Source organism: Planctomycetaceae bacterium (genome assembly GCA_041398825.1).
GTDB lineage: Bacteria > Planctomycetota > Planctomycetia > Planctomycetales > Planctomycetaceae > F1-80-MAGs062.
The window spans coordinates 435,155-458,638 of record JAWKTX010000003.1 but is presented as its reverse complement, the minus strand read 5'-3'; the positions used below and the strand labels follow the sequence as shown (position 1 = coordinate 458,638).

Below are 23,484 nucleotides of genomic sequence, written 5' to 3'. Positions count from 1 at the left end.
CGAAGATGCCCGTGACTTATTCGTCTGTCAGTCGCCTCTTTGGCTTTTTCGCTTTACCAATCTGTTACTTGCTTCTCTTCAATATGTGGTTCATCGCGCAAGTGATGCTGATTGACGCCGACATCACTCTTCCGGTGGATGCATTCACAGTTGAGTGCAGCCCACACTCTGACACGAACCGCAGGGGCAACTCAGAACACCGTGCGAATCGACAGATCGCTCTGAGAGCACCGAGGAATCGTATCGAGAATCTGGTGGCTTGGTTTGGTCCCCTGTGGTTTGGCGGGAACGTCACTCTAATGATGGTGATGGAAGGCCGGATCCTTCTCGTTGCCTCCGGCCAGAAGATAGGCGAGAAGGTCGAGAATCTGTTCTTTGTCGAGTGTGTTCAGAAGCCCGGCCGGCATGATGGACACCGCTGACGCAGCGCGGTCATCAATGGAACGCTTCGGAATCTGCAGCATCTGAGGAGGACTTCCTGACAGCAATGTCAGAGTGTTGTCATCTTCGGACGCAATCACACCCGTGTGCGTCTTGCCATCCTCCAGTGCCACGATGACCTGACGGTACTTTTCGTCAATGTTCCGGGACGAATCAAGAATCTCCCGCAGGACGTCGTTTGCACTGCGTTTGTACTTCTTCACCGTGTCATCGATGTTGGGGCCAACGGCCTGGCCGGACGTTCCCGCTGCGGCTGCATTGCTCAGTCTGTGGCACTGAGCACAGCCCAGCGTCGTGAACAGCTGTTTTCCGCTGTTGAAGTCACGGTGTTGACTCACACGCCGGATGTCTTCTGCAAAGTCGGGCAGCTTCCATTCGGTGATCTTGATCTGCTCCTGCGGATTCTTCGCGAGGAAGGCCTTCAGATCGTTGGTCACGAACATCATGCCGCGCATCAGGCGATGGTGTCCCGGGAAGGAGCAGATATATGGATAGGCTCCCTCTTCCGAAGGTGCTGTGAATTCAATGATTTGTTCCTGACCGAAATCAACCAGCTGGCTGTGCCACAGGATATCCGGTGAGTCCGGAACAAATCCCACATCAAAACCGCGGGCACCCAGATTGATCGCCGCCAGTCCCACATCATCCGCTTTGCCAGGATTGACCAGCATCATGTTGTGAGGCATGAAGTCGTAATTCGCGAATGTCAGCTTCACTTTCTTCCCGGGTGTCACGGTGAGTTCCTGTACGTCGTATCGCATTTTTTCCGGGACCGTTCCGATTCGGATAGTTGTCAGTTCCGGTGTATCGCTCAGGATGCCGGACTTCTGAGACGAAGCCAGTGCCTGTTCTGCAATGACGCCGCCGCGCAAAGTCTTCTCCACACGTCCCCAAAAATGCTCCACTGTCTTCGCTGCGTTTCGCGCGTGCGGTTCCGGAGAATTCAGCACCAGGTTCAGCAGCGCATAGTCCCGGACGTTGTGCTGCTGGTGCAGCCACAGAGCTTCCAGGAAATGGTGAGCATCCTCCTTCTTTCCGGGATCAAACTGCGTCAGCCACTGCTGCGTGGCAGCAATGACGTCCTTTGAATCCCGTTCACTGAGCTCTATGCGCGTGCGGTGGCGAATCCCATCGACTGGCGATTTCAGATTCTCCAGCAGCGCGGCGATGGGCTGACCGTCGATCGCCACCAGCTTCTGCAATGGTCGTCCAGTGGCGGTCACGCGGTAGATTCGGCCGTGGGCGTGATCACGATTGGGATCTCGCACATTGTGCTGCATGTGCCCGATGATGACGTTGTGCCAGTCGCTGAAGTACAGCGAACCGTCCGGCGCGAAGATGGCATCGGACGGACGAAAATTCTTATTGCCACTCATCAGCAGGCCGCGCGACTGGTCTTCTTTCGTGCTGCCATCCGCCTGTGTGACGGTGACCGTCAGTTCGTCGCCGGCCGGTTCTCCCCACACAGTCCCGGTGTCCGGGTTGCGCTGCAGGTCATAATGCTTGATTCCCAGGAATCCGATCACGTTGCAGATCAGGAAATCACCCTGCATGGATTCCGGGAAGTGAGTACTGCTGACAACCTCACTGGCCGTCACCGGACGAACTTCCTTCTTGAGAAGTTCGTGCATCTGGAAGCCGTCACCTTCAGGGCGGACCTGATAGGCACGACCGCCGGTTCCATCGGTGGCGTAGTGGTACCCCCAGTAGTCGAATGCGATCCCGTGGGGATTCGGCGAATTGTTGGCATGCATGGCAATTGTGAAACGACGCGGATCGAAGCGATACATGGCGGACGCCGATGACTGCAGTGACGGTCCCCATGGATGTTCGTGGTTGTGAACCATGAATACGCCGCTCTGCCAGTAAATTCCTCCATCCGGACCGTAGATCAGGTTGTTTGCGCCATGGTGAGTGTCGGATGTATCCAGTCCCTGCAGCAGAATGATCCGCTCGTCAGCAACATCGTCTCCGTCTGTGTCTTTGAGAAACAGCAGCTCGGACTGGAAGGTGACAATCACCCCGCCATTCCAGAATTCGAAGCCCAGAGGATTCTGCACTTTTGCAAACTCCGTCACTCGATCAGCAACGCCGTCACTGTTGTCGTCATGCAGGATAATCAGCGCATCATCCATTTTTCCGCGTGGTTCCCACTTGGGATACGTGGGCCAGACAGCTGCCCAGAGTCGGCCTTTCGTATCAAACTGCAGTTGCACGGGATTGATCAGCTCAGGAAAACGGGATTCGTCGGCGAACAGGCTGACTTCAAACCCTTTGGCCACGGCGATCTGTTCAAGAACGTCCTGGCCGCTGAGATAGCTCAGTGACCCTTCTTTTTCCGCACTGGAACTCTTGCTGCCGCCCCCCACATTGGAAGTCACGGGGACGGGCTGTGGAACGTTACTGTCGTCAACGGTTTTGTCGCTTCCAGCAGCGCGAGCCCACACCACTTCGTCGCGGTTGGCCGTCATAACATCCAGCATCGCCAGTTCCGGCTGAAGCACTTCTGCGTTGCTCTGGTTGTCCACAAACGTCAGTGTGGACCGCCCACCCCAGATGTCATTTCCGTCGGAGGCACGGTAGCGATTCCACCAGTGCAGGTTCTTGTCGAGCACTGCCTGACGCAGGCGATCCAGGGAGAGTGAAGACCTGACCGACCTGCCGGACAATGCGCTGGCGATGACTTCGGCCAGCTGTCGGTTTCCGTCCTCTGAAAGGTGGATGCCGTTGATCGTCAACGGATGTTCGGCCTGACCGTAAAGATCCAGAGACGGATGAAACAGGTCCACAAATGCGACACCCGTTTCTTCTGCCGCCGCTGCGGTCGCAGCGGTGTACGCCGCCAGACGAACATTCTGTGCTTTGCCATCAGGCACATTGGGATTGTGTGTGTCTTCCTGGGCAATGGGGCTGAAGAGCACAATTCGAGGGAAGTCTTTCCCGTTCGGTTTTGCTCCGCGGGTCCTTCGGACGAATTCGATCAGTTGTTTTCGGTAGTCCTCCGGTTTGGCCTCGAAGGATTCGTTGTAACCAAAGAATGCAAAGACCACAGTCGGCTGCACTTTCCGCAGATAGGCGGTCATGGACATCTGGCCGGAGCTGCGCGGATAGTGATTGACGCGGTCGCCGCTGGCACTCATGTTGCGGAAGCGGACGTGCAGATCCTTAAGCTGTGACTGCAGCAGTGTTTCCAGCCAGCCGTCATGCTGCATCCGGTCAGGCAGGCCGTTGCCCAGAATGGCGACGATGTCGTCTTTCCGAAAAGCAAACGGCGCCGGGTCGCGATAGTTCGCGGGGACTTCTGCCAGATCAGCCAGATCCGATTCTGAAGGAGACTGCTGCCGCCCTGCACTGGCAGCCAGCATGGCTGCACCCACGACCGGTTTTCCTGGCTGACCATCAAAGGCGAGATACCGCAGACTGCCGCCGTCCTGGACATTGAGTTCCATCCCCTGAGGCGCTGCGATATCCGCCACGCGGAAAACTTCACGGCGATCAGAGTCCAGCAGCACGAGCGTGAAACCGGCGAGACGGCGTTCAAACCCGGCCCGGTTCCAGACGCCGATTTTTTCGATGTTCTCTTCTTTCCCCAGATCAAGTTCCCACCACGGATTCGTCTCTCCCGAATTGGATGTATGGGTCTGCCCCTGTTTGCCCCAGTCGGAGTCCTTGTTTCCATCGATTGCCTTTGAAGCGACTCCGGGACCGTTCGTGCTTGACTGCGTCGCTTTTCCCTGAGCCGCAATGTTGCGTCCGCCGCTGAACACTTCCACTTCGGCCAGCGTGAGAATACGTTTCTGGCCAGGCAGTTCGATCCGAACGAACCGAGCGGGTTTCACAGGCTCCTTTGTCGTGGAACCTGTTCGGGCATCGGTGACTGTGGTCTGCGATTTCTGCCGGGTTCTCTTTGCCGGAGGATTCTGTCCGGTCGTTGATTTCGGTTTTTTTGTATCGTGGCCCGCGGGAATGGGGGTCTCAAATCCCACATAGGCGGCTGGCTTGATTCCTTTGGCATGAGTTCCGTTTCCGAACGTCGTGGGATGGAAGGGGCCCACGAATGAGATTTCCGCATCCGGCGTGATCGCGTCTTCAAGTCCTGCCGCCCACAGACAGCCATTGACCAGCAGTCGACGGTAACCGTCGTTCAGCAGATCCTCGGGTGTTCCATACAGCGATGTGAAGACGCGGCCAGTCCTGCCCGTTGAGGTACTGTAAGTTCGAGTCCATTCCGAAGGCATCGGGGGCTTTGAGTCGTCAGCGGGTGATTCAGGCGTCATGCCGTTCAGTGGCTGCGCCATCGTGAGGATGTTTCCGTCAACCGGTTTGCCCACATATCCTCCGGCCTGAACCCAGATGTCCTTCACACCCCTCAGGATGGGATGGTCCTGCTTTCCATCGACCACCGAAATTCGAGTGCTTTGCAGATGGTTGCGACCGTAGTGTCCGACCCAGGTCTGCCCCAGCACCTGATGTCCGAATCCCAGTTGATAGTCGTCTTCCTTGTAGTCAAAGGAATACTTTGCGAATGGCTCATCCGCCTTCATGCGGAATGCATGAGTTGCGGTTCGCAGGCCGACAACTGGTCCACCCCGGTTGAGATAAGCATCCAGGTGCTCCATCTGTTGAACCGGGAAATTCTGAAATCGCAGGAACACGACTGCCAGATCGGCTGTATCCAGTGCCTCCATCCCGGGCATGTTGGAGTTCCCCGGAACGATCTCCCCGGACTCCCGGTCGACATTAAACAACACCGTACATTTGAATCCATGGTGTTTTGACAGAATGCGAGCCAGTGCCGGCAGCGTCTCTTCCGATCGATACTCGTGATCTCCCGCCAGGAAAACGATATGTTTCCCATGCCCTGCACCATGGCCCCCGGGGTAAACAACTTCCTGAGCAGATGCCGAAATGGTGGCCACTACCGCCATCAGAAAAGCGGTCGCAATCTTCATGCTTTGCATCAGTGTTCCTGTTTTCATCGTCATCGGTTGCATTGAGAATTCAGCAGACTTGATGCGGAATTCTATCGGATCGGTGCCGCTGATCGCCAATCCATTCCGCTGCTGAAGATCGACACAATCGGATTTTCAAAGAGCTTCATTAAGGGGACACTTTAATTTAGATCAAAAGCACAATGTCCCCTTTAGCGATACGCTTTGGAAGTTCTATTGGCCCGAATCCATACCACGATCACCATGGTCGGCCACCAATGATATGACAGAAAGAGACTTCCGATGAACCGATTCAATTTGATTGACGTGGAAGGAAATCTTCTCCTTCCCAACAGCTACGCGTACGTCAGGGCAACGACGCTGGACCGAGTTGTTTTTCGCACGGATGAGGGTCTGGAAGGATTGCTGGATGCAAAAACCGGGCAAATCCTGCTGCAGCCGAGATTTACAGTCATCCAGCCTTTTCGAAGCGAAATTAGCACAGCCGGAGACCCGCAGACTGGCAAGTATGGGCTTGTCCACGCCGTGCATGGACCATTTGGCAACTGGCAATTCTGTGACTTGAGCAGTTTCGTCGATGGCCTTGCCGTGGCCTGGGAGCGAAAGGACGAACGCGGAACGCGGGACAATCGAATCGGCTTCATTAATGAAGCTGGAGAATGGGTTATCGCCCCTATCTATCAGAGTGTAGAGCAATTTCGCGATGGACGAGCGATAGTGGGCGGTCCCGAACGAGGCACTACGGCTATATCGACCGTGACGGGAAGTTGGTCATTCCGATGCAGTATATTCACGCTCAGAGATTTAGTGAGGGACTCGCAAACGCATCGAATGAGGAATGGGCTGGATTCTTAGATGTGAACGGTCAGCGTGTTGCCAACGTCAGGGATTATTGCTGGCCATTCTACCACGAATACTGCTGTTCTTTTTTGACTGATAGTCAGGGGCGTGAGCGTGCCCAATTTCTCGATTTGCATTTTCGACCGGCCTTTGGGCAGACATTTGCCGACGTGAGAAACTTCAGCGAAGGGGTCGCCAGCGTGAAAGGTGGCAAGAAGTGGGGGCTCATCGATCTTTCCGGCAAGCTGATTGTCCCCTTCAAGTATGATTCTCTGGATGCATGCGGAAAAGGCCTCATTCCGGCAGAAATGAACAGCAAGGCCGGTTACATCAAACCCACAGGTGAGGTGGCGATTCCATTTCAATTCAAAGCCGCTCAAAGCTTCAACCAATGGGGCATCGCAACCGTCATGCTGGCCGACGAATGAATCGCCGACCATGTCACGCGAGTATGCAGGCGATTTGCAACGCTCCAGCATGACTCTGTGCCGCCCAGGAACGTAAACAACGGACCAGCGTTCAGCCAGAAACGGATAAGCTCGTTGTTTGTTTGGGTAGTGTTCTGCTTCGGGACGACCGAAACGAAAAGCTCCGGGGGGTTGGGTTCATTCTGGCATTCTGGCCTTGCGATGACGAAGTCGAATTGTGGAAAAGGTACTTTCGATTGGGTTCGTCGTTCGAATGTGGCACCAGTTCTCTGCTGGAGAGCCATAGAACGTTAGCTTAGCTCAGCTCAGCAGCCTGTTAAAGAACGGGACTGGCTTGAGCACGAGACCGTAAAACACGATGGTTTCCAGTCGTCCTGCGTGGCTGGCCCGGTTCTTCAACGGTCAGTTAGGTTAGGTTAGCAGCACATCACGATCTTCCCGAAGACACTCCACCGCGGCCGAATGCCTGGCTTCGAAGGTGTTGAGGAAAAGATCAAACGCTCTGAGAGCTTCGTCCTTCTTTGGCGCATCCCAGATGGAATGCAGCATTCTCTTTGCCTGAGGCTGCACAGGCTTTGGCATCTTGTCGAGCACGTTCGATGTCTTGTGCACAGTGCCACGCTGGACTCGTGTTGTGCCCCGAAAAACGTCTCACTTGTCCCGGAGTCCCTGCCTGAAATATTCTGCGGCAGAATCGAAGGAGCTCCACAGAGCTATGGTTTCACTCGTGGGTTTTCGGAGCACCGTCAACAGTTTGTCAGTCAAAGTTCGTTCATGAATGCCGAAATTCAGAGAGCCCGTGACTTTGCCATGCGAGCGCATGCCGGGCAACAATATGGAGAACATCCGTATGTGTACCATCTGGATGCCGTTGCTGAGATTCTCGCCCCATTCGGAGATCAGGCTCAAATCGTGGCCTATTTGCACGACGTTGCCGAAGACTGCGAAGTCACGGTTGCCGAAATCGCGGAAGCATTCGGCGAAGACATCGCTCATTGTGTTGCCCTGCTCACGGATGAACCTGGTGAAAGTCGAGCGGTTCGAAAGGCTCGGACGAATGAAAAGCTATCGATGACAACCAATTCTCTGGCACTCACCGTCAAGGCAGCCGACCGGTTGGCCAACCTTCTGGGATCGCTGGAGGAATCTCAAGCCCATTATTTGACCATGTATCGCCGCGAGCACGAAGCCTTCAGGAAGGCAGCCTATCGCTCCGGTCTTTGTGATGAACTCTGGGAAAGAATGGCAGCGATCGTCGATGCCTGAAGCCAGTGTCGGGCGTGACAGGCGTTAAATTAAAAGCCTGGAAAAAACGGGACTGGCTCGAACAGGAGACATTAAGAACACGATGGTTTCCAGTCGTCCGGCGTGGCTGGCCCGGTTTTTCAACGGACAGTTAGCAGAGACAAGCGGAGGCAGAGAAACGAGGAAGGGGGCAGGCAACTTCCTCGGAGGATGCCACAATAACCTCCATACTCAGGTCAACAGTTCCAACTTCACCGCTGATCTGAATATCGGGGTCCACTTCAATCAGATGTCTTTGGGGCGACTCCGGATTCGATCATCGAAACCACTTGTGTCGCGAGTTTCGACAAGAAAATATTCGCAGCGTAGCGAATCAATGCTCCAGGAAATCGCACACCACTGCACATTGTGAAACTCGCACTCATGCGAGAATGCGCAGGGTCACTTTGTCAATGAGTTGGGGGGGCGATCTTCAGATCATTCAATCGGTCGCGGTATTCAGCAGCCTCGGCGTCTTTGCCGATCAGCTGGCAAAGCTGAGCCATTAGCGCCATCAGGCGATGGTTATGCTGCGAAGATCCGGAATAGGGCTTCAGTGATTGATAAGCGGCTTCAAATTCGCGCTGGTACATCATTAGTTCGGCTTCCAGAATTCGCGTGTCCACATCGTTGGGGTGCATCTTCAGGATGTGATGAACCTCCAGCAGTGCGCGATCAGCATCACCGCGATCTCGATAGATCTCTGCTTTGATTCTCGCAACGGGCAAAAAATCGGGACGGCGTGACAGGCACCAGTCAACATGTTTTTCAGCTTCGTCAAGTTCACCCGAAAACCGCAGCGCAAATGCCAGGTTGGCGTGAGCCTCAAAGTGATCCGGAGCCTGCCGAAGTATGTTCCCAAGTACGGGTCGCATTTCGTCCGCTCGATAGAGCCGGAACAGCAATTCGGATTTCAGCAGATTCGCAGGCACACTATCCGGCTGAGACTCAATGATATGATCAACTTCCTGAAGCGCCGCTTCGTAGTCCCCACGTTGGGCAGCACGCCGAGCTGTCGACAAGTCGGTGAACTCACTTTGCCCCGGAAAAGCAGACGACAAATTACCTGGATCATCGTTCTCTGAGTTCTGAAGCACTCGCCAGGCGCAGACGACGATCAGGCTGAATACTGCCATGACAAGAACAGGTATTTTCCTGCCGTGAGCGGAATCCTTGCCGGTCATTTCGGAATCTCCAGCACGCGATTTTCGCCCGCTTCTTTATTTCCCTCAACGATACAAATTCGACGCCCGTGCTGAATGTCGGAATTCGTCTTCGTGATCCCGTCCGCCCACTTCAATCGAACGGACATCGCCTGCTCTGTTTGCCCTACACCAATTACTAACCATCCATCGTTGCACGACAGATAGCTGGAACTGCCATCACGCTGACGCATGATGGACCGCCCGGCCGTTTGAATTTCAACTGTTGAGCCGATCGCGTCTCGATTTCGATTCTTGCCGATCAGTTTGATGGTTACCGAATGATTCTGGTGGCCGCCGTCATTCTGAAGCAGAGCGGCCGGATCGTTCAGATGCTGAACGGCCACATCAGGATCTCCGTCAAGATCGAAGTCGGCCACGGCACAACCACGGCCGAGCACTTCGCGACTGAAGTAAGTGCCCGACGTCGCCGAGACTTCTTTGAAGAATCGACCGGAATCGTTAAGCAGCAACTGGCATTTCTGTCGAAACGGAATTTGCATTCCCGCCTCGGCCAGACGGTCGGTGAGATGACCGTTCGCGATGAACAGATCCAGCCAGGAGTCGTTGTTGAAGTCGCAAAGTAATGTTCCGAACGCAAGCCTGGTTCGACTTGGTGCAGCGAGCCCGAATTCGGATGTCACGTCCAGGAACAGTCCGTGACCTTCGTTACGATAAAGAGTATTGGATTCACCGTAGTAGTTCGCAACAAATATATCCAGTCGACCGTCCCCATCCACATCACCGCTGGTAACTCCCATTCCAGCCTCCGCTTCTCCCGTCCGATTATAGGCGACTCCTCCTGCTGTTGCCTGATCAGTGAACTGCCCCGGGCCGACATTGATCAGCAGAAAATTCGCTGTCGTATCGTTGGCAACGTACAGGTCCGGCGCATGATCATCATTGAAATCATTCGTGATCACGCCCAGCCCGGCAGACGGAGAGGAGTGGGTGAGCCTGGCTTCCTTCGACACGTCAACAAAACACCCGTCACCGACATTTCTGTAAAGCGTATCGACAGGCCATTCGTACCTGCGCGGAGGACACGGAATTTCAATTGAATTGCCACGATACGTTTGTGAACAAACGGCGTAACTCTGGCTGTCGATCCCTAAGTAGTTCGTGATGTACAAATCCAGCAGCCCATCGAGATCAGCGTCGGTCCAGGTGCAGCTGGCCGAAACAGTCCATGGGTCACCGGACAACTGCCTGGAAGAATCTTCGAAAGTCCCATCGCCGTTATTTCGGTACAATCGAGGTCTTCCGAAACATGAAATCGAAAGATCCGAGAACCCGTCGTTGTCAAAATCGCCGACGGCGAATCCCATGGAATATTGGGTGTTGAGAATCCCGCATTCAGCAGTCACATCAGTGAAAGAGCCGTTTCGGTTTCGAAAAACCTGATCGCGTAATTCCAGTTTGGAGGACTCTTCCGGGTCGCCATTCCATGGCGTTCCCTGACCGAAGCAGACATCCGGCCAGGAATCCTGATCAAGGTCAATCCAGGCAACTCCGGAGCCCATCGTCAGATGCAAATGACGTTCGGGAGTGAACGGCGAATTGTGCTGAAAGCTCAGACTTGCCGACTGCGCAACATCCTTCAATTTGAATTCATCAGTCAACGACACCTGTGCTGAGATTGCTGAAAGTTGAGGAAACGCAATCACGGCCGCGATTACGACTGCTCTCAGTCTCACGCCGCGATCTCCTGCGATGACTGGGAAGCCGATGCGGCCGGGCTGATCTCGGGAGGCCGTGTTGGCGATCAGCGTTTCCCAGATCGAATTAACTTTCCGGGTGACGAACTGACATTTCATTCGTGTGTTCTTTGTGATCACGTTGATACTTTCATTCACACGATTTGAACCTGCAAGAGTGCTTCAGTCATTGAAGGAGACGTGATGGCATCAGCCGTTCACAACCAACCCTCTCCGAATCACAAACCCAAAGTTCGAAGGCCTGTCATCAGGAGTCACACAGGCAGCAGAACCAACTGCGAAAGAACGTGCGATGACGAATCCGAAAAAGTTGTCCACGTGAAGCAAGCCAGGTGAAGGATTCACCGGGTCGCTCAGGGCTGCGTTTCCAGCGTTCATATCGCATCCCCTGACAGGAGCCCGACCGAGATTGCACTCATCAGTATGTGTTCGTGCTTTCATTCAGGATGAAATGGCGTCCAGTTCCCTCAGCCAACGCTGACAGACGGGACGGCAGCAAATCATACCGTCTCAGTGTTGACCCTACAGAAACATTCACGTGTTCCTCACTGAAAGTTAATAATCGCCAATAGGATTCGAAGGTGTGCTGGAGTGATGAATTCTTCTGCTGAACCTGAAGGTATGGAGGTAGAGTGCATATGCGACTTGATTCTCGGAGACGCCCTGGCTTTACACTGATAGAGCTGCTCGTTGTCATTGCCATTATTGCAATCCTGATTGCACTTCTTCTTCCTGCTGTACAACAGGCCCGCGAAGCGGCTAGAAGAACTCAGTGCAAAAACAACCTCAAGCAACTTGCACTCGCGCTGCACAATTATCACGACACCTTCAGTGTGTTCCCTCCGGGCACAGTGAATCCTCTGGGTGACGATCCGAACGGGCGGAACGGTAGTGGCAATCCGGGTATCGGGGGGCCGTGGATCTGTTTCATTCTGCCCCAGCTCGAACAGTCGGCACAGTATGCAGCATTTTCGAGAATCGTTGCCGAACGACCCGAAGTCGTCGACTGGTTCGGAAACGGTGCCTACACAGTACAGGATGTGACTGTTGGAGCGAAATCCTTCCCGGCAATGTCTTGCCCATCTCATCCGAGCAACGATGAGCAATTCGCAAACGGAACGGCGATGGAACACCTGGCTCGCGGCAATTACGCCGCCTGTTACGGCAAGGCCGGTTACGGTCGAATCCACACACGCACTGTGGCTGAGGGTGGCATGTTTGGAAACAACTCCAAATTCAGTATGCGGGACATTACCGACGGAACCTCAAACACCATTGCGATCAGTGAGCTGAAGTTTCGATTGCCTAGTTCCACTGGCCCTTCTTCTCAGGACACGCGCGGAACATGGCCGTACGGAGTTATGGGAGCAAATATCTTCAGCACGAAGACCGGCCCCAATTCGACAACGCCTGATGGGATCTGGGGGTGCCGAAGCTATCCGGCAGAAGGCATGCCATGTGTGCAGATCGGATCTCCCTACACAGAAATGTACTCAGCTGCTCGAAGCTACCACGTCGGTGGAGTTCAGGGAGCACTTGTGGATGGATCGGTCCGATTCTTCTCCGAGAACATCGATCTGCTTCTTTGGCAATCGATCGGAACACGCGGTGCTGGCGAAGTGATTGGCGAACTATAGCATCGATGGCGTTCTTATTCGGCGACACTTACGGGGTGAGAACGATGCTCGCCCCGTGTTTCAGCCTCACGGAAGTTGACCAGACTGCTTCCTCACAAGTTTCAAATGGCTGACCACTTTGCGGACACCGAACAATGAGTAAACCCGGGTTTGGCTTTCGGAAATCGATGTCTCTACTGCTGTTAACATTCTTCGCGACCGGCTGTGGCTCCGATGACAATGTAGCGGTTTACCCCGTAAAGGGCGTTGTCCTGTTCAACGGTCAGCCGATGGCTGGCGGGGGATCCATATCCTTCGTACCCCTGACGTCGCAAAGCGGAAAAAATGCCGGTGGCGTGATCAATCCAGATGGCACCTTCCAGATGACGACTTACGTCGACGGCGACGGTGCGATGGCCGGGACGTTTCGCGTCATGATCATGCAGACGATGGTCGAGGAGCCGGTCTACACAGGAGATACGGACAACCCTGGTGCCGGTAACGGTGTTAAACCCGTCGAAACTGTTTCGGCGAAACTGCAGATCCCGATCATCTATGCCGACCCCGTAAAATCGCCCGCAACTGTCACAATTGAACCAGTGGAAATGAATGAACTAAAAATTGAGCTTAGCCCCCAGGCCTCCGGCAAACCTCAATTCGGCGCATAGCCGCCTGTTGAAAAACGGGACTGGCTCAAGCAGGAGACACCAAGACACGACGGTTTACAGCCATGCTGCGTGTGCCTGTCCCGATTTTTCAACGGACAGACAGGTTCAGATTCTGCACTCGGGCATCCTTCAGTGGAAATCAAACAACCATCGCAGGCACTCGCGAATATTCGTGATGTGGCAAAACGGAGGAATGGAGTTGGCTCATGACCTCCGCACCGCATATACCCAGCCGCCCGCATGGATGGATCATCGGCCCGTGGGTCGATTCAGTGTTCATTGCAAATCTGTTCTGGCCCCTCCTGTTGTTGCTGCAGCACGAACATGGTTTTGAGGGGCGACAGGCTGTTGAATTCTGGCAGATCTATTTCATCACAACGCCGCACCGCTGGATCACGATGGTTCTGGTGTTGCTGGATCACAGGTACTACCGACAGCAGTCCAGAGCCTTCCTCTGGATTGCTGTTCTGGTGGTGGGTGTCTGCGCTGGAGTCCGAGTCCTGACGGGAACTCTGACGTGCCTGCTGGCTGTTGACTATGTCTGGAACGCCTGGCACTTCGCATCACAGCATCACGGCATTTACCGCATCTACACACGCGTGAATCGCAACTTCCCGGCGTCGACTCTCGCATTACAAATGCAAAAATGGTTCCTGCGAGGCTTTCTTCTTTACGTGACTCTACGTGTCGCCACTTCTACCTTTGCGGATATCGCCATTGAAGAGGTGACAATGCAACTGGACTGGTGGGTCATGTTGATGCCAGCGTACCTACTGATGAGCGAGTTTCGAACGTCGAATCACAATTCCCTTGGGCGAAGACTCTACCTGATCAGCGTCCTGGGGATTTATTCGAGCCTTCTGTGGTCCGTTCACACACATCGTGGCGCACTCACACTCATACTAGCGACCGCATCGGCGTGGTTTCATGCGAGCGAATACATGTCTGTCATTGGCTGGCATATACAGAAAAGAGCGACCACTGGCGATGACGTACCACTGCTCGCCTGGCTGGCGTCTCGATGGATCGTGGCGATGCTTGTCTTTGTCGTTGTGCTCGGAAGCTGTTCATGGGTGCTCGAACATCAATTTCTGGAAACCTGGTTGACGATTAATGTCATCATTGCCTTTCTACATTACGGTTATGATGGCTTCATCTGGAAATCTCGCCGAGTTACCGGTGGAGTCGGTCGACCAGTTCAGCAGGTTTCGACATAGTTGGCGTCGGCCATCGAATCTTCGATCACCAGATATCCGGATTCGACATCGCCCCATGAATGATTTGAGTATCAGGGTGCAGATACAACCGGTATGAATCCTCACGACAAATCAACCTCAACTTCTTCAGTTGCGTATCCCCCATCAATGGTGGCTGGCGTCATCACAGCGTTGATTCTGACAGCAGTCTCTTCGTTCGCCGGTGAAAGTGGCCGGATCGATCTGGAAATGCAGAAAGCCGTTCTGCCATTTGTCTGGCGAGATATCGCTGCCGTTTCATTCCTCAGCGCGTTGCCCCTGGCATGGCTGATCTCGGAGTTCCTGTTTCGCATGCTGGGACGTCTGCCCTCGATGACGATTGGGCTGACCCTGAGCTTTGTTGTGTGGTTGCTTTTTATCAATTCAACAGATACTGCTGCCTTTTCAGCCGGAATTCATCCTCACGGAACGCTGTTGCGCAGTTTCGTCGCTTTGATGATCGCTTCAGGAACAACGCTTGCCGTACAGGCCACCGCACTCCGATCGAATCTTATTCCAACATCACGTGACACAATGGGATGGACTGGACAGGTGCTGACCGCCGTGATGGCATTTGGTCTGATTCCGATGGTCTACGTGAACGCTCATTGTCGCTACAACGCGGAACGAGTGGTGGAATTACACGAACAGTCGCGTGTTGGAGAAGCGAAACACATTCTGGACCGACTATTGGCGCTGGACGTCGAATTTGATTACGACGGCGAACCCATCCGAGAACTACTGCCGGAACTGAACGAGTCAGTCGATTTTCTCAACCGCCGTGTTGAGACGGCATTGCAAAGCACCGCATCAATCGATGACCACCTCGAACGTGCGCGTCATCTTGCAATGCTGGGGCAGGTTGAAAACGCTTCGGCAATTCTGTTGGCAACAGGTCACTCAGAGACTCATGTCGAGATCTGTGAATTGTTGGCGATCATCGCAGAAAACCAGAAGCAGTGGGAAACAGCACTGGCGCGGTATCTCAATTGCCAGGTATTGTGGAATGCCCTGCCTGAAGCAACTCGAAGACCAGAAGGAATCTACTCGGCGATGCGAGGCACGGCCTACTGCTATCGCAAACTCGGTCGAATCCGGCAGGCGGAGGATGAATGGCTTAAGCTGCTTGCACTTAGCCCTCAAGCCGACACCTACTTCCTGCTGGCTCAATTCTACGAAGACATCCAGAAATCAACCAAGGCGCAGCAATACGCCATAAAAGCAGCTGAATTGTCTCCACGTTATCGCGACAAGGCCAAATCGCTGATAAAGAAGATGCAGCAAATGCATTTCGGATGTTTCCAACTTCAGTAGTCATCAACCGATCCCGGCATCAGATTAAACACACACTGTGACGCGTGCGATGCTCGGAACTTTGGTGCGGTGGGAATTGACGGTCGCATGCCAGCGGCTTTTCAGGTTTGCGATACCAGACGCTTCTGTTGGTCTGACGGTCACCGTTGACACGCCGTTTTCTGTTGGGTGCCATGACCAGGAACTGTCCGGTTGTGTCCGGTTGCTGCGGGACGGTAAAATGCTCTGCACGGGCAGGCCCCTTCTGTTCGTGCCTTCCACAGTGCCACATCGTTCACAGTGCCACATCGTTTTCGCCCGGTCTGTTTGGCGGTTTTGCAGAACAGACTCGAAAGTCACACGAAAGCAGTGAGTTTTCGAGTGAGGATTTGCTCGCTGCCGTCGTTCGTTGCACGAAGTGAGTCGACAGCCACTTTTACCTCTACACGTCCGAGACAACCAGAATGTTGCTAACCCCTGCGAACTTCAGGCAGTCTGTCAGCGTCATTGCTCTCAGCCTGCTCTTCACGCATCTGCCCCCAGCCAATTGCCTCGCCGATAATTCCAGCGAACCCGGGCCACGGCCAAACATTGTCGTCGTCATGGCGGACGATCAGGGTTGGGGCGATATGGCCTACAACGGACATCCTGCATTGAAGACGCCGGTGTTCGACGAGATGGCTCGCACATGCCTGCGATTGAATCAGTTTTATGCCGCAGCCCCCGTCTGTTCGCCAACACGGGCGAGTGTGATGTCCGGCCGAACTCCCAATCGATCCGGTGTCTTCAGCTGGGGACACTCGCTGCGTCCGCAGGAAGTCTCCATTGCGGAAGCGTTGAAGACGGTGGGATACACGACCGCTCATTTTGGTAAATGGCATCTTGGATCGGTGCTGCCGGACAGCAGGACGTCGCCTGGAGCTCAGGGATTCGATCGCTGGTTGTCGGCCCCCAACTTTTTTGAGATCGATCCCTGGCTGTCGAATCAGGGCAAAGCCGAACAACTGAAAGGCGAGAGTTCTGAATTAATCGTCGAACACGCACTCCAGTTTCTGAAGTCGCAAACACCCGAAACTCCCTGCCTGGCTGTTGTTTGGTTTGGTTCACCTCATTCGCCGCATAAGGGAACACCTGAGGATTTAGCGCTGTACCCGGATCAGCCCGAAAAGCAAAAACACTTCCTCGCCGAAATCACAGCAATGGATCGAGCTGTTGGTCAACTCAGGACAGGCCTGCGGCAAATCGGCATCGCGGACAATACACTGCTTTGGTACTGCAGTGACAACGGAGCGATTCCACAAGGCTCGACGGGGGGACTGAGAGGCAAGAAGGGACAAATCTATGAAGGAGGACTTCGAGTTCCCTGCCTGATCGAATGGCCAGACCGAATAGAGTCGCCTCGCCAAAGTGAACTGCCCGCATGCACCTACGATATCTACCCGACTCTGGTGGAGATTACCGGAGCAAAGATCGATCATCAGCCTGTGCTGGATGGGCAAAGCATCGCCGAATTGTTCGACAAAGAAATCCGTGAACGCCACAAGCCCCTGGGTTTCTGGGATGCAGGTGTCGGTGGTTTCTCGACACCAAGCGATTCGATCCTTGCGTTTGTCGCAGAGCATCAAACAGACGGTACAACAATCCCTGCCGACCACGCAGCGCACGGCAAAGCACCCCAGCCACTGGAATGGGACGCACCTGCAGGCTCCTACCAGGGGCATTCAGCATGGCGTGACGGCGACTGGAAGCTCCACCGGATTGAACGTCCAGACAGACCAGCAAACAATAATCGCAAAAAGAAAGGCGCAAACGCTTCGTCGAATGCAGGGGACAGCCAATCCGGCGTTCAGACCACGAAGGTGACCCTCGAACTCTACAACCTGACTCTGGATCCGAAAGAAGAACATAATCTAGTCGCTTCAGAGGCAGCTCGAGCAAAATCGATGCAGCAGGACCTTGAAACGTGGCTTCAATCTGTCACCGACAGTCTGCGCGGCAAAGATTACAACTAAAACGTGTTCCCGCCCCAAGAGATTTCCATCACAGGAACAACTGCAATTTCAGGAACGAACGTTCTCTGATCAGCGTTGCCATGAAAGTCTTCTGAGAATCATGTCTTCAGGACACCGGACGCGTGAGCGAGGGTCAGACTGGCCCGACGTTCTCACTGGCCCGACGTTCTCAACGAGACGAACCCTTGCTGACGCTTCAGGTTTGCTTTTCAGGATCGCTTTTCAGGAGGCTCCTGAACAATCCTTTTCAATAGTTGTCCTGCAGTCACTTCTACGGGACAGTCGTGTCCCTGAGCGGTGTAATGAACAGGTATTTGCCGTGTGAAAAACTGCTGCATAAGGTGGTCGTACGCGCCATGGCCTTTGTCGGTAATTTCATCTCGGCGCGTTTGAAGATTCGTTCGTGACACTACCAGATGCACGGTCCGAATACGGATTCCGATCCAGCCCGCCAGCCATTGCCAACGAGAAAAACGGGCAGCGTCGCTCTTGCGCTGAATGAACAGAAAGTCGTGAATACAACGATCGAACAGTCGCCATTTCCGGTCTGGCAGCATGGTAAGGATTCGTAATCGAAGTGCTGCCAGCATGTAGTTGACCGGAGCGATAAGATCGTCAAAACGATCTCGGTCCCGACAAATCAGAGGTCGCACAAAGATCACCAGCAGCTTATAGAGAATCGTCTTTCGATAAAGATGCTTGCCGACGTTGTGTCGGAACTGGCCAGACGAATGGTCCCGAAAAAAGTGTGCGAGCGTCGTCTTCCCTGTTCCGTCACAACCAATGAATGCCAGCATTCGCGTCGACGGTCGAGATCCGTCCAGTCGGCTTTGCCACCATCGAACGGCTCGCTTCGCTGACCGGAATTCGTCATGAAGTACAAGTTGCTGTTGCAACAGCGACAACGTTGCGGCCGCAATATCCACTGATATCTGATGCGACGTTCGAATGAAACCAAGCGACTCCACGAGGGCCAGTTCCTGCGTTCCATTGAGTAACGATTCGTAGAAATCCAGTCGATTCCGCACGCGTGCTGACCGCAGGTTTTTTCGTTTACAGATCAAATGCTGAATGTACAAACAGACTTCCAGCTCCGGAGGAAGACGAAAGAGCCCCGTGTCATCGCCGCCAGTTGCATCAGAACAATCCTCACCCAAAAATCGCTCGCGATGACGCAGGCTGGCGGGAACATCAGGAAACCGAAGACTCTTCCGGCCACCATCGATTTGCGCCAGAGTCATCCAGAGATCGAACTGCACAAACTCATTCCCGTCGACGGAATAGAGAACTAAAGTCGCCTTGGCTGCAGCCCTGCGGGAATATTCGACGTGGCACTCACTGGCACGAACCCATTCAAACACGGCATCGACCAATGCATAAACCGAACTCTCGTCACCGAGCAGATCAACATCGTCGGCATCTTCTCCACTGCCTGCCTTGCAGGGAGTCACCGTATGGAGCGGCTCCCCACGAAGCTGCAGAAAGGCCCAGCGATGCCGGCCCCAGGAACCCTGACAAATACGGCGAATACATTGTCGAAACTGGAGTGCAGAATTGAGCCCGTCAGGCGGGGAATCCTTCGGAACGCTGTTGCCCATCTGCATGCAGCCCCGTTATGCGGCGGCTCTTGACGAATTCACACGAGCGGTCTGTTCATAAAGGGCAAGCGTGGCCTGCAACATCGCGCGTTTGTCGAAAGGATTCGACCCGATAAAAGGCGAGTGTCCGCTCGTCAGAAGCTCTTCTGCTCGATCTGTCAGCGCGTTAACATCGCCCGGCGCAATGGTTCCCTGAGGAAACTGAGCATTGAGAATTTCAGTAACGCCTCCGTGTGCATATCCAAGCACGGGCGTCCCGATGGAAAGTGATTCGGCAACCGTCCGACCAAAGGCTTCGGGCTTCTGAGACAAAGACACGACCGCACGCGAAATTGCGTAGATGTTTTTCACATCAGCACGATGGCCGATCCATGTGACGAAGTCTTCAATCCCAAGTTTGTGAATCGTCTGTTTCAATTCCGTCAGGTAGTCTGTCTTGCCCGAAGGGCAGTCTCCGACGATCAGACCATGAACACTCAACCCGCGCTTCCGTAACTGATGGATGGAATGCAGCAGATCGAGATGCCCTTTCAGTCGGGTCACACGACCGGGAAGCGTCACCAGCATCTGCCCCTTGAGCTTTGGAAATTCGCGATAGAACTCCATTTCCCATTGAGCATCGGGATAGTAACCTCGCGGAAATTCCTCCGAATCAACGCCTCGCGGAATCACCCGCACCCGAGATTCCGGCACCCATGAATAGTGATCACGGATATAATTGTTGACCGCGTGCGATACAGCCACGACATAGTCACCGCGACACATGATGCTGCTGTATGCATTGACTGAATGCAATCCATGCAGTGTGGAAATGAATCGAGGTCTTACCGCGGATGGCATTGTAGCGAGCGTCATCCACGTAACCCAACCGGGAAGCCGCGAATGAATATCGACCACATCCACACGCTCCTCGATCAGCAATCTGCGCAACTGCGGAATACACCTCAGCGTTACTGGAGATTTGACGCCAACTGGCATCGCAAAATGCTCAGACCCCTCATCCAGCAGCTGATCGACCAGTCGCCCACCAGCCGAAACGACCAGCGAACGATGCCCTGACTGTGCAACAGCCCCCGCAACCTCAATCACACCTCGTTCGACGCCACCGCTTTCCAGCGCAGGAAGAAGCTGTAGGATTGTGAGTTGTCGACTGTCCATGTCGGTGCATTCCGTTGCTGAATTGATCAGCCTCGTTTGACCATGCCCTTTTGAAGCTCTTCAACGAGCTTGGCAAGCACAGCCGGGTCTTTCGTCTTCAAAACATGCTCAACCCGCGAAGCTGGCAGTTTCATGCGAGCCATCAGGTCCTCGGCCGTTTCCCACATTTTGGCCTGTTTCTTTGGCGGCGCGAGGTAAAGGTTGGTTACCAGTTCTGCCAGACGCTGCTCTTCAATCTGATCCTTGTTGTCATAATAGCGCTGGATGACTTTTTGCTGATAGGCTGAATATTCTCGATCTGCCATGTGGCTATGCTCTGCAGGATAAACTTCGTTGATGTGTTTTGGTGATGATTAGCAGGCCGTGCTGTGAACGACCGGCTGAAGAAAGGAACCTGAAGTGTCACCGAGAGATGGATGTCCCGTGAAATCATCCCTCATTAATACTTCGGGCTGTCTTTCGTATGGTTCTTCAATGGACTGTCGGCTTTGGCATCGGCCTCTACAAGTCGAGACCATTCAGGCCGCGCGGGACGCACTACCCGAGTAACTGCTCAAACATCCGCCGAGAACATTCAGATCCGTTTCCGTCAGTTCGGGATACACGCCAAAGTAGACGCCGTTATTATGGAGAAATTCAGCCCCCGGTAAATCATAAAGTCGTTCAACATAACGGCTGTAAAACGGCTGTCGCTGCATGTTACCGGCGATCACAGGGCGAATTTCAACACCTGCGCCTGCAAACTGGAAAACAAAGCGGTCGCGAATTGCTTCGCTTCGACAAATTACCGGATACGCGAAACTGCTGAGCGTCCTGATATGGGATCGATCGAGGCCGATCAAATCCGGATTTTGCTGAGCAGCGGCATCCAGCCGTTCATGTATCGCAGCTCGCTTCTGCACAGTGTCGTCCAGATGCTGCAACTGCAGGTTGCCGAGAAAGCCCGTAATTTCCGTTGGCCGAAGATTGTAGCCCAGATCATAAAACGTGTACTTGGCTTCGAACTCGCCCTTCACGCGAAATTCATTACGCAGCTTCATCTGCTGCGATGCTCTGAGATTACGATCCCAGCCATTGGCCCGCACGATGCGAAGCATTTCCGCCAGCTCTTCGTCATCTGTGCAAACCATGCCACCTTCGATGGTTGACATATGGTGCGCAACGTAAAAAGAGAATGTCGCGGCGACGCCGAAGCCACCGGCACGCCCCGTATGCAATTCCGTTCCAAGCGATTCGCAATTATCCTCGACCAGAATGATGTCTCGTTCTTCGCAGATTCGGCGAATATTCTCCAGATCACCACAGTAGCCGAGCACGTTGGTCAAGAAGAAACACTTCAGCTTTGTTGTCCGAAGGCGATGCTCAAGATTTTCGGACATGCAGTTCAGAGTTTGTGGATCGCAGTCAACAGGAACCGGCTGCATACCCAGCTGAAGGATGGGCATGACGTTGGTTGCCCACGTGAGGGCAGAAAAACCCACTCTGTCTTCGTCTTCCAGTCGACCAAGATTCTTCAGCGCCTGCATCAGCGCAAGGTTTGCACTTCCGCCACTATTGAAGAGGATCGCGTCTCGGCGTCCTTCGTGAGCTGCGAATGCTTCTTCAAAACGGAAGCATTCGGTATCCATACTAAGCCGCGGCGCTTCCAGAATGAATTCCGCCAGGGCCCGTCGGGTTTCCAGCTCCCGATGGAATGCGTTCTTCATGAGCGGAATCATTGACTTTATCCTTCAAGTCGTTGTCAGCAATGGAATTGCTTTTGATACATCGATACTCGCTGATCATCTGACGGATTCCTTCCGACAGACTGATGCGAGATTCATACCCGAGACTCTGCAGTCTGGACACATCCATACACTTTCGCGGCATACCATCTGGTTTCGAAGTGTCCCACTTCAACTCGCCTTTGAACCCAACCTCCGCCGCAATCGCTTCTGCAAGCTCACGAATCGACACGTCGACCCCTGTGCCGATGTTGATAACTTCCGGCGACTGCCAGTGTTCCATTGCGAACAGCACCGCTTCCGCAAGATCATCCACATGCATGAACTCTCTTCTCGCTGCACCTGTCCCCCATAAGGTCAATGAAGGCATCTGCGAATCGTGCGCATCAACGAATCGTCGCACCAGCGCACTTAATACATGTGATTTTTGAAGGTCAAAGCTGTCATTGGGGCCGTACAGATTACACGGCATCGCACAAAGTACGTCCATTCCATATTGCCGATGATACGCCTGGGCCATCTTCAGGCCGGCAATCTTTGCAATCGCGTAGCCCTCATTGGTCGGCTCAACCGGGCCCGTCAGCAAGTATTCTTCCTTCATGGGCTGAGGGCACAGGCGGGGATAGATGCATGAACTGCCGAGGAAACAAAGTTTTCGGACTCCGGCAACCCAGGACCCATGGATGACACTGTTCTGAATCTGCAGATTTTCGTAGATGAACTCTGCAGGGGCATCCAGATTAGCCTGAATGCCTCCAACACGTGCTGCCGCAAGAATCACAACATCCGGTCGTTCTGCTGATAAAAAGTCCTGCACGGCCTCTCGGTTGCAGAGATCCAGTTCCGCCCGCGTACGCGTCAGAATTTCTGCCGTTTGGGTACGGTTGAGCGAGCGCACGATCGCAGCCCCCACCATTCCACGGTGCCCGGCAACGAAAATTCGGTGTTTCATAACATTGATCACCTGACGCAGAGTTTGCTGAAGAGTGGTCGCAGACTACCGGAAACCCCGGAAAAGCCACAAGACCAACCCTCCGGGCAGACGAGAATCGGGAGCCTCGGACCACGCGAACCTGCCGCTTTGAATTTCCGTGAACAATCCGTCCGGCATTGGCGAGCAGCGTTTCATAAACCATGAGGAATGCTAATCTTCACGCGGCCCGAAACTCTTCGATATCAGGAAACAAGCCGATTCAGGTGTCTGTAACTTTCGACGAGACAAAAAGGGGCCAACGGGAAACACGGCGAACAGACGCCGCTGGAAAATTCCTGACTCATTTTCGACACGATGCTCATCACTTTTTTGAAGCTAATG

At 53.9% G+C, this 23,484-nt stretch carries 16 protein-coding genes and 1 pseudogene; 8 read left to right on the top strand and 9 right to left on the bottom strand.

Features of this window, described 5'->3' with window-relative positions; translation table 11 throughout:
- Positions 1 to 296 precede the first annotated feature (296 nt).
- Positions 297 to 5,402: a GDSL-type esterase/lipase family protein gene (locus tag R3C20_08060; GenBank protein ID MEZ6040444.1), complete on the bottom strand. Its 5,106-nt coding sequence runs from the start codon at positions 5,400 to 5,402 to the stop codon at positions 297 to 299.
- Between the two features lie 273 nt (positions 5,403 to 5,675).
- On the opposite strand from R3C20_08060, the gene R3C20_08055 reads away from it, so the two are divergent.
- Together R3C20_08055 and R3C20_08050 are read left to right on the top strand one after the other, a co-directional pair.
- Positions 5,676 to 6,248: a WG repeat-containing protein gene (locus tag R3C20_08055; protein MEZ6040443.1), complete on the top strand. Its 573-nt coding sequence runs from the start codon at positions 5,676 to 5,678 to the stop codon at positions 6,246 to 6,248.
- Positions 6,249 to 6,403: 155 nt separating this feature from the next.
- Entirely contained in the window at positions 6,404 to 6,661 is a 258-nt protein-coding gene (locus R3C20_08050; GenBank protein MEZ6040442.1) for a WG repeat-containing protein, read from the top strand.
- A gap of 411 nt (positions 6,662 to 7,072) precedes the next feature.
- Here R3C20_08050 and R3C20_08045 read toward each other — a convergent pair.
- Positions 7,073 to 7,282 (bottom strand): annotated as a pseudogene (locus R3C20_08045) (transposase).
- 153 nt (positions 7,283 to 7,435) lie between these two features.
- Here R3C20_08045 and R3C20_08040 point away from each other — a divergent pair.
- Positions 7,436 to 7,927 (top strand): HD domain-containing protein, encoded by a 492-nt coding sequence (locus tag R3C20_08040; GenBank protein MEZ6040441.1) that lies wholly within the window; start codon positions 7,436 to 7,438, stop codon positions 7,925 to 7,927.
- 428 nt (positions 7,928 to 8,355) lie between these two features.
- Here the strand turns inward: R3C20_08040 and R3C20_08035 are convergent, their stop codons facing one another.
- The gene (locus R3C20_08035; protein MEZ6040440.1) at positions 8,356 to 9,129 is read right to left on the bottom strand and encodes a hypothetical protein; all 774 of its coding nucleotides are present in this window, start codon (positions 9,127 to 9,129) and stop codon (positions 8,356 to 8,358) included.
- Positions 9,126 to 10,964, bottom strand: coding sequence for a CRTAC1 family protein (locus R3C20_08030; GenBank protein ID MEZ6040439.1), 1,839 nt, complete (start codon positions 10,962 to 10,964; stop codon positions 9,126 to 9,128). The genes R3C20_08035 and R3C20_08030 overlap by 4 nt, the downstream gene beginning before the upstream one ends.
- 539 nt (positions 10,965 to 11,503) lie before the next feature.
- Between R3C20_08030 and R3C20_08025 the strand changes: the two genes are divergently transcribed.
- From R3C20_08025 to R3C20_08005, 5 genes are all read left to right on the top strand, one after another.
- Positions 11,504 to 12,502, top strand: a complete 999-nt coding sequence (locus tag R3C20_08025; protein ID MEZ6040438.1) for a DUF1559 domain-containing protein — start codon at positions 11,504 to 11,506, stop codon at positions 12,500 to 12,502.
- A 134-nt stretch (positions 12,503 to 12,636) separates the two neighbouring features.
- Entirely contained in the window at positions 12,637 to 13,149 is a 513-nt protein-coding gene (locus R3C20_08020) for a hypothetical protein (GenBank protein ID MEZ6040437.1), read from the top strand.
- A gap of 206 nt (positions 13,150 to 13,355) precedes the next feature.
- A complete protein-coding gene (locus tag R3C20_08015) occupies positions 13,356 to 14,366 on the top strand; it encodes a hypothetical protein (GenBank protein MEZ6040436.1) in 1,011 nt (336 codons plus the stop codon).
- 93 nt (positions 14,367 to 14,459) lie between these two features.
- Positions 14,460 to 15,698, top strand: a complete 1,239-nt coding sequence (locus tag R3C20_08010) for a hypothetical protein (protein ID MEZ6040435.1) — start codon at positions 14,460 to 14,462, stop codon at positions 15,696 to 15,698.
- 443 nt (positions 15,699 to 16,141) lie between these two features.
- The gene (locus tag R3C20_08005; GenBank protein MEZ6040434.1) at positions 16,142 to 17,689 is read left to right on the top strand and encodes a sulfatase-like hydrolase/transferase; all 1,548 of its coding nucleotides are present in this window, start codon (positions 16,142 to 16,144) and stop codon (positions 17,687 to 17,689) included.
- 209 nt (positions 17,690 to 17,898) lie between these two features.
- On the opposite strand, the gene R3C20_08000 is transcribed toward R3C20_08005, so the two are convergent.
- The 5 genes from R3C20_08000 to R3C20_07980 all read right to left on the bottom strand — a co-directional run bounded on the left by R3C20_08000 (position 17,899) and on the right by R3C20_07980 (position 23,121).
- Positions 17,899 to 19,287: a hypothetical protein gene (locus R3C20_08000; GenBank protein ID MEZ6040433.1), complete on the bottom strand. Its 1,389-nt coding sequence runs from the start codon at positions 19,285 to 19,287 to the stop codon at positions 17,899 to 17,901.
- A 15-nt stretch (positions 19,288 to 19,302) separates the two neighbouring features.
- Complete coding sequence (locus R3C20_07995) at positions 19,303 to 20,445, bottom strand: glycosyltransferase family 4 protein (GenBank protein MEZ6040432.1); 1,143 nt, start codon at positions 20,443 to 20,445, stop codon at positions 19,303 to 19,305.
- 26 nt (positions 20,446 to 20,471) lie between these two features.
- Positions 20,472 to 20,750: a hypothetical protein gene (locus R3C20_07990; GenBank protein ID MEZ6040431.1), complete on the bottom strand. Its 279-nt coding sequence runs from the start codon at positions 20,748 to 20,750 to the stop codon at positions 20,472 to 20,474.
- Between the two features lie 213 nt (positions 20,751 to 20,963).
- A complete protein-coding gene (locus tag R3C20_07985; GenBank protein MEZ6040430.1) occupies positions 20,964 to 22,163 on the bottom strand; it encodes a DegT/DnrJ/EryC1/StrS family aminotransferase in 1,200 nt (399 codons plus the stop codon).
- Positions 22,075 to 23,121, bottom strand: coding sequence for a GDP-L-fucose synthase (locus tag R3C20_07980; protein MEZ6040429.1), 1,047 nt, complete (start codon positions 23,119 to 23,121; stop codon positions 22,075 to 22,077). The genes R3C20_07985 and R3C20_07980 overlap by 89 nt, the downstream gene beginning before the upstream one ends.
- Between the last annotated feature and the right edge of the window lie 363 nt (positions 23,122 to 23,484).

Bases quoted from the DNA above. Each gene is read 5' to 3' on its own strand.
- R3C20_08055 (MEZ6040443.1), top strand. From the start codon at position 5,676: ATGAACCGATTCAATTTGATTGACGTGGAAGGAAATCTTCTCCTTCCC.
- R3C20_08030 (MEZ6040439.1), bottom strand. From the start codon at position 10,964: ATGAAATGTCAGTTCGTCACCCGGAAAGTTAATTCGATCTGGGAAACG.
- R3C20_07980 (MEZ6040429.1), bottom strand. From the start codon at position 23,121: ATGAAACACCGAATTTTCGTTGCCGGGCACCGTGGAATGGTGGGGGCT.
- R3C20_08010 (MEZ6040435.1), top strand. From the start codon at position 14,460: ATGAATCCTCACGACAAATCAACCTCAACTTCTTCAGTTGCGTATCCC.
- R3C20_08060 (MEZ6040444.1), bottom strand. From the start codon at position 5,402: ATGCAAAGCATGAAGATTGCGACCGCTTTTCTGATGGCGGTAGTGGCC.
- R3C20_07995 (MEZ6040432.1), bottom strand. From the start codon at position 20,445: ATGGACAGTCGACAACTCACAATCCTACAGCTTCTTCCTGCGCTGGAA.
- R3C20_08000 (MEZ6040433.1), bottom strand. From the start codon at position 19,287: ATGGGCAACAGCGTTCCGAAGGATTCCCCGCCTGACGGGCTCAATTCT.
- R3C20_08035 (MEZ6040440.1), bottom strand. From the start codon at position 9,129: ATGACCGGCAAGGATTCCGCTCACGGCAGGAAAATACCTGTTCTTGTC.
- R3C20_08040 (MEZ6040441.1), top strand. From the start codon at position 7,436: ATGAATGCCGAAATTCAGAGAGCCCGTGACTTTGCCATGCGAGCGCAT.
- R3C20_08015 (MEZ6040436.1), top strand. From the start codon at position 13,356: ATGACCTCCGCACCGCATATACCCAGCCGCCCGCATGGATGGATCATC.
- R3C20_08020 (MEZ6040437.1), top strand. From the start codon at position 12,637: ATGAGTAAACCCGGGTTTGGCTTTCGGAAATCGATGTCTCTACTGCTG.
- R3C20_07985 (MEZ6040430.1), bottom strand. From the start codon at position 22,163: ATGATTCCGCTCATGAAGAACGCATTCCATCGGGAGCTGGAAACCCGA.
- R3C20_07990 (MEZ6040431.1), bottom strand. From the start codon at position 20,750: ATGGCAGATCGAGAATATTCAGCCTATCAGCAAAAAGTCATCCAGCGC.
- R3C20_08005 (MEZ6040434.1), top strand. From the start codon at position 16,142: ATGTTGCTAACCCCTGCGAACTTCAGGCAGTCTGTCAGCGTCATTGCT.
- R3C20_08025 (MEZ6040438.1), top strand. From the start codon at position 11,504: ATGCGACTTGATTCTCGGAGACGCCCTGGCTTTACACTGATAGAGCTG.